The organism is Bradyrhizobium sp. Unk1 (genome assembly GCF_059512345.1).
On sequence record NZ_JCAMOP010000099.1, the window covers coordinates 1 to 8,182 of the forward strand.

11 protein-coding genes are annotated in these 8,182 nt (G+C 58.8%); 8 read left to right on the forward strand and 3 right to left on the reverse strand.

Annotated elements, in window-relative coordinates:
• On the forward strand, positions 1-192 hold a 192-nt coding region (locus AC5ZFO_RS46425), incomplete at its 5' end, for a hypothetical protein (RefSeq protein WP_496124058.1).
• An 87-nt stretch (positions 193-279) separates the two neighbouring features.
• Positions 280-891 carry a hypothetical protein gene (locus AC5ZFO_RS46430; protein WP_496124059.1) on the forward strand — a complete coding sequence of 204 codons (612 nt, stop codon included), beginning with the start codon at positions 280-282 and terminating at the stop codon, positions 889-891.
• 218 nt (positions 892-1,109) lie between these two features.
• Here the strand turns inward: AC5ZFO_RS46430 and AC5ZFO_RS46435 are convergent, their stop codons facing one another.
• Complete coding sequence (locus AC5ZFO_RS46435) at positions 1,110-1,352, reverse strand: hypothetical protein (protein WP_496124060.1); 243 nt, start codon at positions 1,350-1,352, stop codon at positions 1,110-1,112.
• 186 nt (positions 1,353-1,538) lie between these two features.
• Here AC5ZFO_RS46435 and AC5ZFO_RS46440 point away from each other — a divergent pair, with 186 nt between their 5' ends.
• The 3 genes from AC5ZFO_RS46440 to AC5ZFO_RS46450 all read left to right on the forward strand — a co-directional run bounded on the left by AC5ZFO_RS46440 (position 1,539) and on the right by AC5ZFO_RS46450 (position 3,829).
• Positions 1,539-1,826, forward strand: a complete 288-nt coding sequence (locus AC5ZFO_RS46440) for a DUF3892 domain-containing protein (protein ID WP_496124061.1) — start codon at positions 1,539-1,541, stop codon at positions 1,824-1,826.
• A gap of 941 nt (positions 1,827-2,767) precedes the next feature.
• On the forward strand, positions 2,768-3,349 hold the full coding sequence (locus tag AC5ZFO_RS46445) for a hypothetical protein (RefSeq protein WP_496124062.1): 582 nt from the start codon (positions 2,768-2,770) through the stop codon (positions 3,347-3,349).
• A gap of 192 nt (positions 3,350-3,541) precedes the next feature.
• Positions 3,542-3,829: a DUF3892 domain-containing protein gene (locus AC5ZFO_RS46450; RefSeq protein WP_496124063.1), complete on the forward strand. Its 288-nt coding sequence runs from the start codon at positions 3,542-3,544 to the stop codon at positions 3,827-3,829.
• Between the two features lie 722 nt (positions 3,830-4,551).
• Here AC5ZFO_RS46450 and AC5ZFO_RS46455 read toward each other — a convergent pair.
• Positions 4,552-4,698, reverse strand: a complete 147-nt coding sequence (locus AC5ZFO_RS46455) for a hypothetical protein (protein ID WP_496124064.1) — start codon at positions 4,696-4,698, stop codon at positions 4,552-4,554.
• 1,021 nt (positions 4,699-5,719) lie between these two features.
• On the opposite strand from AC5ZFO_RS46455, the gene AC5ZFO_RS46460 reads away from it, so the two are divergent.
• A complete protein-coding gene (locus tag AC5ZFO_RS46460; protein WP_496124065.1) occupies positions 5,720-6,199 on the forward strand; it encodes a hypothetical protein in 480 nt (159 codons plus the stop codon).
• A complete protein-coding gene (locus AC5ZFO_RS46465) occupies positions 6,192-6,839 on the forward strand; it encodes a bifunctional DNA primase/polymerase (protein WP_496124066.1) in 648 nt (215 codons plus the stop codon). Before AC5ZFO_RS46460 ends, AC5ZFO_RS46465 begins: the two co-directional genes overlap by 8 nt.
• A 462-nt stretch (positions 6,840-7,301) precedes the next feature.
• Here the strand turns inward: AC5ZFO_RS46465 and AC5ZFO_RS46470 are convergent, their stop codons facing one another.
• Positions 7,302-7,472, reverse strand: a complete 171-nt coding sequence (locus tag AC5ZFO_RS46470) for a YegP family protein (protein ID WP_496124067.1) — start codon at positions 7,470-7,472, stop codon at positions 7,302-7,304.
• 144 nt (positions 7,473-7,616) lie between these two features.
• Between AC5ZFO_RS46470 and AC5ZFO_RS46475 the strand changes: the two genes are divergently transcribed.
• Positions 7,617-7,883, forward strand: coding sequence for a hypothetical protein (locus AC5ZFO_RS46475; protein WP_496124068.1), 267 nt, complete (start codon positions 7,617-7,619; stop codon positions 7,881-7,883).
• Positions 7,884-8,182: the final 299 nt, after the last annotated feature.

Sequence of the window (8,182 nt, forward strand, 5' to 3'; positions counted from 1 at the left end):
ATCGGCGCCCCCGCCGGCATGAGCATAACCCCGGAAAATTCCAGCGCCGGCTGGCCTAGTTTTGGGGAGCACTTCAATCCGGGGTCCACTTCACTTCAAACTGGATTAAGTCTGTGGGGCAAGGTCACCTCGTCTGCAGTGGCGCGTCACTACCTGAATGACCAGCCATTCCCCCAGAAAGTTACGGAGTGAAGTTGTTCTCTTTACAATGGACCGCCGTTGGTTGCGGCGGTAGTTTGGTTGCTGTTTTAGAACGTGAGAGTTTCTTGGGGGCTAGGGGTGGCAACTGCCGTTTCCTTCGAGCGTGTTTCTGCACCTCAAAGCCCGAACCAACTTTTGGTGCGTGATGCTGCTCTACATTTACACGGTCATAATGATCGAGTCGTGGCTCGATTTCTGGCTCACGTCAGCCCAACGTCTCGCCCCGGCATACTGCCCGCGCTGGGGCGCCTCTTTCGGGGACTGACTTGGAGTCCTGGCAGCCTGTCGGGAGCAAATTATTCACGCGTGAATAATTTGAGTTTCAAGGCGGCGCTGGCGCTTTTGTCATCGGATGTGATGCCCACCGAAGTCCGCGAGCAAGTCGAAGAGCGTGCGGCCAACGGTGAGAAGGTAACGGCGGCCGAGATCGAAGAGTTAAAGAAACAACTCGCGGCAGCCAAGGACGAGGCTAGGCGCGCCGAAAAAGAGGTTGTTGCTCAGGCACACCGCGCCGAACTGGCAGAGTCCGCCAACGAGCGTTTATCGGAAACGGTCTCCGATATGCAGGATTTGATTTGGTTAGGTTTTCTCGCGGCCCGCAGCGACCGGGTCGAATTCCAGCGCAGTCCATTGGTTTCCCGTCTCAAGATCTGTTGCGTCTATTACGTACCCAGTGCCTTCTATGACTAACCCGTACATGGCGGCAGCGCCGTCGCGAGTCGCCATTCGCCGAGAAACAAGCGGCTCGTCTTCCTGAGGTTCGTAGAGAAAACCTTGTAGACGGTGACCTTAGTCATCCCTCCCCTCTCCGGGTGTCGCGAGACTTTTGCCAACATCCCTATCTAAGCAGCACGGGCGCGCCGCGCTGGCGAAAGTCTCACAGGCGTCCCACCCGAACCGGTTGGCACTCACACGTCCCACACTAGAAGCTCACGTATGCGCGCAGCGATCTTCCTCGCCTCTTCCGGCCCGAGGTTGGGTTTCAGGTTGTCGAGTATGCCAAGCACCGCGTGCGCCTCCCTGGCATTAAACGTCGCGACTTGGCGATCTGCTTGGCTCAGAGACTGATCGGCCGCACGGGCCTGATTGGCTGCAAGCACCGCAAGCGCTTGCGACCGCAGTGGGGTGATGTGCTGCTCGAATGTGTGCATCCGCTGGCCTGCTTCGTCTTAGGGCACGGGCTAGCCACCTTTGCTCCTGAGAGGGTCACATTCCCAGGCGCCACCAGATAATGGCGCAGACAAGTAACCGGGGCACCTACCTGAATTGGTCGGCGGCATGGTTCGCCACTGAACGCTAAGCTGGTTGCTCCTTTTGCATGCGGAAGGAGAGACCCCGTGGCTAGACTCGCACGCGTTCGTTGCATCAGTAAGACCGACAGGACGAATCCACACGAGAGAATTAGCAGCATCGGCGGGGTATATTCGAACGGAAGTCACTGGAAGCAATCTGTCGTTCAGACGATCAGAGACATCGAAAGCGGCGCGTGGGAATTCTATGTCCAGGAAGACGGGCTCACTGCTGGTTTGATCGTGGCCCAACACGAAGGGTACAAGTACATCAAGACGACGGCCGACGACATTCAACCAGACAATCTTCTTTCACTTGCTGAGCGCCCCGGATGATCTCAATCTCAGTGACCGTAAGCAGCGCGGGCGCGACTCAGCGCCGGAAATGCGAGCGACGCTGTCCGTGCCACACCCGCGCTGCCGATGAGTTAGCGGCACGTGACTCGGCGCCGCCATAAGGCGCTGTCCCTGCAACGCACCGCTAACTTAGGTGGCCAGCCCTCCCCCTTGGAACGGCAAGGCTGACCACCTTTGCTCCTGAGACATATTCCCGAGGCGCCACCAGATAATGGCGCGGACAAGTAACCAGGGCACCTATCAAAATTGGTGGGGACAAGAATGTAAGGTGGTGCGGGAATGCTCAGCGCCGTCGAGGTACATTCGGACGTGAAACCACAGCACGTTCATGGAAGGGTCGCAGATGGTGAAATGGTTCTACAAAACTCACGCTGGGGTGGCTCAGATCGTTCCCACTGGGGAGGATTTTACGGTCACGTTTGGTGGTGAGACATTGGGGCGGTATGCTTCGCCAGCCTCCGCGGCCGAAGACTTGGCGAACGGGACATGCTCTTGGCCTTCGGCCGGAGACCCATCAAACCTGGGCATACCGGACAAAATCAGCCAGTGGCAGCGGGTGCGTTGACTTACGCTCCCGAGGGTCCTCGCCCCTGGTGATCACCGCCTGCTCGGATCATCCGCAGTCGAAGTTAGCGGCAACGTGACTCGGCGCCCGAAGCGTTGGAGGCGGAGCGCTGTCCCTGCAACGCACCGCTAACTTCGACCCAGCCAGCCTCGGGGGCGGAAGAAGCTGACCGCGCTCGCTCCCGAGAGGCTCAAATTCCCAAGGGGGCCACCAAGTTGTATCGGCGAAGGGTCTCCCAAGCACCTACCAGAAACGGTCGGCGGCATTTCTAGAGCCCTACCCAAGTCAGGAGCTATCGCTGGCAGACTAGCAAGCGCACCGGCATCGAAGGGGCGAAAGCGCGGAAGTGAAAGCGATGACCACTGCATACGTTTATTTCGGAAAGCCGGTCAATCCTGACACTATAACGGGGCTGCTGTTGGGGATCAGAACCCTGATGGGAGAGAGTAAACCTCCGGGACCGTTCCTTTGGGACGCTCGTGAAATAGCGTATGCGAGCGGCGGAGGCGATGTCATTTCAGCCATTGGCGCCTACAACGAGCTGAGGCTTCTCTCCTTGCCGCTACGCTCGCACAACGCTGGCGCTTGCGACTCTTCAGTCATTCTCCCGTTTATGGCGGGGGAATATAGAACGGCCTCTTCGACTTCATCGTTCTACTTTCATCCGATCCAGTGGAACTTCCCGAGCGCTGGAGGACTACAAACGCTGCTCATCAAGGAAGCCGGCACCTTGATGGAGCACTACACAAGCACGATTGCGTCGGTTGTGTCAGAACATTATGAGCTATCAAGGGATGATGTAGAATATGATGCAAGCTGGCACGCTCGTGCTTCCGGAGCAGGCACTGATGTGGAAGATAATACATGCAATCGAGGCGCCAAAGTTGTCTCAAAATGCTCGCTCTTGGCACGTCTAGTCCGTCTGTTGCCCACCTGAATGTGCTGCGAGACGCCGCCTGCCCCCCACGCAAGGCTGACCACCTTTGCTCCTGAGAGGTCCAAGTCCCAAGGTCGACCAATTTGTATCGTTGAGAAGTAGCGGAGGGCACCTACCAGAATTGGCAGCCGGTCGAATTGAATGCCCCGGTCTAAGCTAGTGCATAGGGCTTGCAGGTTCGGAGAGACTCGAATGGCCAAGCGCGCACGCATTCGTTACGCGGACAAGACGGACAAAAAGACTCCTCACGAAAGATTGACACATGTCGGCGGACTAACCCCGGATGGAAAGCCGTGGAAGCGATCCATCGACCAGGTTGTCAAAGATATCGAGAGCGCCGAATGGGAGTTCTATGTCGAAGAAAACGGCCGCAGGGTTGGCGTGGTTTGGGCCACGCACAACGGATACAAGTACATCAAGACGACGGCCGACGACACTCAACAGGGTATTCTTCCGCTCCTAGCGAAGTGCCCCCGATGATCGACTGTCGGATCGCAGGCAGTGCGGGCGCAACTCGGCGCCGTTCGGCTGCGCGGCGTCAGGCGCTGTCCCCGCCACGCCCGCACTACCCTTTGAAGCTAGCGGCACGTGACTCGGCGCTTGAAAGGTCCTCGCGTTTACCCTGAGGAAGCGCTGTCCCTGCCACGCACCGCTAACTCCCAACCAGCCAGCCTCAAAGCAGTGAAAGAAGCTGACCGGGAGCGTATCGCTCGCATAACCACCATAACGGGGCTTAACCCGTGAGCTTGGAAGCAGTGCGGACGCGGCTCGGCGCCTTGACGGCCTGGGGGCATGACAGGGCACTATTCCTGCCGCATCCGCACTGCCGATGAGTTTAGCGGAAGCGTGACTCGGCGCATGGTGGTCCCTCAGCTCATGCGCTGTCGCTGCCACGCCCCCGTTAAACCCAACAATTCTGTATCGAGGCTAGCTTACTGAAAGCTGACGGCGCTACCGTATCCGCCGTGCGCGGTGGCCGGCTGTCGAGGCTAGCCAAACGGCTCCGGCGACGGCGGAGGACGCCGCACCTCTGCGACCGTGTCGACGTACTCCTCCCTCCTCCGGGCCGCGGATGATTACGACGAATCGATGGTTAAACGATTCCTCAACTCAAACGCCGACCACCGTGCAGGGGCGCCAGCTCTTTCGTCCGGTACCGTCGCGAACCGCGAACTCGGCTTCGTAATTAGGGACCGAGATAATCACGCAGCCACCCTCCGCAATTGCACAGTCTGTCCATTTGCTGCGAGGAATTCAAAGGCATCGCCCGCCGCGGGACGCACCGCGCCAACCTCGCGCAACAGCTTGCGCGAAATAGCGAAGCGTTCGCCATCGGCGTCGACAAGCATCAGCCGTCCGATGCCGTCGTCAGCGACGATGCGCTGGAGTCTTCCAAATTTCATTTTCTAGAATCTCACAAACAAATTGCTGGGGCGGACGCTGCTACGAGCGTCCGCCATTATAACGCTACGCGACCGGAGCGACCTTGGGATTTTCGAGCACAGCAACGGCGCCGGCCGCAATCGACGTTCCGCTGTTCAGCGTCAACACCACGCGAATGTAGCGGTTGCTACCGAGATATCCCTGCCGGTAGGTGGTGCTCGCCGCAAGCGCGGCAGGCAGGTGCGCACGAGGTTTGCAGCAGGGACGTCGGTGATCGTCACGCCGTCCGAGCTGTCTTGCAGCTTCGCCGTGAAGTTGCCGGCACCGACGATCGCGCCCGTAGCAATGACGATCGCAGCGGATTCAAATCCGTTGGTATCGACTGCGAGGCCGTTGACCCGGCCGGAGCAAGCGCCAGGGTGGCGCCGATATCGTTTGAAGTGTCACGCATAATATAATCTCCGTTTGTTGCAAAAATTGGTTGGGCGGACGCGCTGTTCCCGCACGCGCCCGCCCGCTGCCACGCCGCCAGAGGATCTGACGACGGACAGCCAGCGCGGGCTTCGACACGACCGGCCGCCCCATCGCGGAGAACGCTGGCCGTAGGGCCGAACCCACTGCCGACGCCAATCCGGACTGGATCGACACCGAGCGCCAACGCAACGCGGCGCCTACGGTCGCGCGAGACTATAACCCTACCCCGGGCGTCGAAGCTGGCATTGATCGCCGCAACGCATCCCTTCAGCGTTTTGCGGTTCGAAGCCATTACTTTCGGTCATGTCTCCAAGCAGATGTCGACCCGCTCACGTCCCGCGTGCGCCTTACGCTGGGGCTCAATTTGTTGCGCCGTGCGCACGGAGACATTCGCGCCGTCATCGCCTATCGCGTCGCTCTCGATTTTGAGGCCACTGGCACAGGCAAGAACACATCACCGAAACCCAGGCGCGCCGCGAAGGCCGCAGCGTAACGCTAAAAGGACAAGCCGACATGACGACGATACGACAAGGCACCGCCGTGTCCAAATTTACCGGAAAAGATGGGCTCGCCCGCACTATCATCGCGCCAGCTACCTACGCAGGTGGGAAGATTTTTATGGACGGCGAGCACCAAGGCGCGCTCATTTTTTCAATCTTGGAAGCAGGATTATCCCCGTCCGACATAGCGGTTGAGTTTCGCGAGTCAGAGGAAAGCAAGCGCGTGACGACACGACGTATAGCCCTGAAGGGTTACGCCGAGCGACTGTTCAACGTCGAACAGGGCTTTCTTGATCAGGAAGCAGAATATCAAGACACGAAGAACGACCTGCGTGAAGAACTGAAACGTCAGCCCCATCTCGGGATCAAATTCGAAGAAGTCGAGGCTCTCGTGAACATGCGGCTCGCCGAGGCGAAATCCATAGAAGCGGCAACGGAAACCGAGCCCGCAATACACGAAGCAATTTTCGGCAACGGGGATGACAATGTCTGACAACAAGAAACCGCTGGCCAAGGACCTGCGAAACTGGAAGAGTAACTGGTCGCGGGGCGATCAAGCGCGTCGCACAAACATGGCCGTCGCTGTTGATTTGGTGGAAGTGGGCATCGCGATTCTGTTCGTCGACGGCAAATCGAAAATTCCGTTGACACTCGCGCACGGCCAGCTCGACACGGACATCCCGGCCGAAGATCGCGAAGCGAAGCGGCGTGCATTTTTCGACAAGCACGGATTCGAACCGTTCCAGATCGGCGCGACGACTGACAGAGCGCTGGTGCGGAAGTTGATGAACGAAAAGCCTGATAGTCTTCCCGCGATTTCCTGCGGTCCAAGCGGGCTTGTCGTCGTCGACAACGATAAGAAAGAGCGCAACGGCGAACAGCGCGATGGCGTCGCGTTGTTTGACGCCTTCGTCGAGCAGCACGGCGAGTTGCCGAAGAAAACTGTTGCGGTGCGAACCCAGGGTGGCGGTCGTCATCTCTACTTCTCTAACCCGGACAAACTCGGATGCAGCGGCCCGAAACAGACACCGAGCGGTTTACGCGCGCAGGCATTGACCTCAGGTGAAAGGCAAAGGGTGGTCCCTATCTCGGGGCCGCCCTTTTTGTTTTGGCCGCTCGCCCGAAGCCTGTGACACATTTGGGCCGCCGCTGGCGTAGCGGCGATCAGGCTTTCGGCCGTTCGGGTCTGTGCGGTTTCAGCCGTTCAGGCGTGAGATTTAGGCGAAAGAGAATATTAGGCTATAGATTGCCATTTTTGTAGAATGTGGGGACCGGCCATTTTTTCCGTTTCCGACTGTTTTTTGGTCGGTTTTGGCGGGTCAATTGGCCGGTCGGTGTGGCCGGTTGCCAGCCGGTTGAGCGCTGAAAATGGCCGGTTATATATAACTGAAATAACTGAGAAAAACGTCCGACCGGCCATTCGGGGAACTTTTTGGCCGGTCGTGGCCGGTTCAGCCCAAAACCCTGACCGCCCCGCCCCCTAGGTTTACCTAGGGCGGCGGTAGGATGGGGGAGAAGAAAATTATCTTCCTACTTCCAGTGCCGAACGACTGACCGCCCGAACGACCAAAAGCCGGATCGCAATCGATGTGGGGTTACCCCCGGATCGGAGTGTCGCGGTCGGTGCTCTTCACGAGTTCGATAGCCGCAAGGCAATCGACCTCGCGGTGATAGCCCTCGCCGGACTCCGCGATCCTGCGCTGATTTCCCGCGTGCAGCGTCCAACGCCACTCATTCCGTGCGTCGTGGTAGACTTGAAAATGCATGGTCTTCGCCTCTGGATCGGGAGCCCCCGAGGCCCGGCACGGTGCGGCTAAACGGTCGCAGAGGCAGCTACCAGGATTGGCTGGGCGGCAAGGGGAACCCAAAGCGTAACAGTAAGTGCCGTTCTGTCGGGTGGGGAGCTACAAATGGACGAACAGCGCATCCAAATTCTCCGAGAGCTTATTGGGGATCAGATTGAAGCTGTTGCGGCAGCCATCTGCGAAGGTGACAGCGTGCTCGACGCCGAGCTTTATCTGAGGTTGCTCACGCACGAAATGGTGCGCGCTTCACGCGGGCAGCTCGGCTTCAGCGACCAGAGCATCGTCGAACGCATATGGCACCACAGATGCGCATCCCGCGCAGCGCCACCCCCTCCACCCGGGACAACCGCGCTCAAGCCGAGCGCCTTTTAAGCTGACGGAGCACCGGTCGCTGAGGGGCTGACAGAGCACGCGTTCCCCAACGGGACATTTTGACGAACGGACTGCGAACGGGGATGTTCCGTAGAGGGAACACCCGGTGGGCGACCCCGGGCCGAAGGGCTGTAGGTCGATCAGTCTGGGGCCGTAAGCGTCTGACATCGCTACGGATATCGGAAACCAGCCAATTTGCGCATCTGGAATCCATACTATAGGGTCGTCCGTGAAGAAGGCGGGAGAGCGCTGATTTAAGCGATCTTTTGGGCAGGGACAGTTTCGGTGAACGCCCGGAT

What these genes read in the sequence shown, in the direction of transcription:
- AC5ZFO_RS46435 (WP_496124060.1), bottom strand. Translation starts at nt 1,352, where the DNA reads ATGCACACATTCGAGCAGCACATCACCCCACTGCGGTCGCAAGCGCTT.
- AC5ZFO_RS46445 (WP_496124062.1), top strand. Translation starts at nt 2,768, where the DNA reads ATGACCACTGCATACGTTTATTTCGGAAAGCCGGTCAATCCTGACACT.
- AC5ZFO_RS46450 (WP_496124063.1), top strand. Translation starts at nt 3,542, where the DNA reads ATGGCCAAGCGCGCACGCATTCGTTACGCGGACAAGACGGACAAAAAG.
- AC5ZFO_RS46455 (WP_496124064.1), bottom strand. Translation starts at nt 4,698, where the DNA reads ATGCTTGTCGACGCCGATGGCGAACGCTTCGCTATTTCGCGCAAGCTG.
- AC5ZFO_RS46460 (WP_496124065.1), top strand. Translation starts at nt 5,720, where the DNA reads ATGACGACGATACGACAAGGCACCGCCGTGTCCAAATTTACCGGAAAA.
- AC5ZFO_RS46465 (WP_496124066.1), top strand. Translation starts at nt 6,192, where the DNA reads ATGTCTGACAACAAGAAACCGCTGGCCAAGGACCTGCGAAACTGGAAG.
- AC5ZFO_RS46470 (WP_496124067.1), bottom strand. Translation starts at nt 7,472, where the DNA reads ATGCATTTTCAAGTCTACCACGACGCACGGAATGAGTGGCGTTGGACG.
- AC5ZFO_RS46475 (WP_496124068.1), top strand. Translation starts at nt 7,617, where the DNA reads ATGGACGAACAGCGCATCCAAATTCTCCGAGAGCTTATTGGGGATCAG.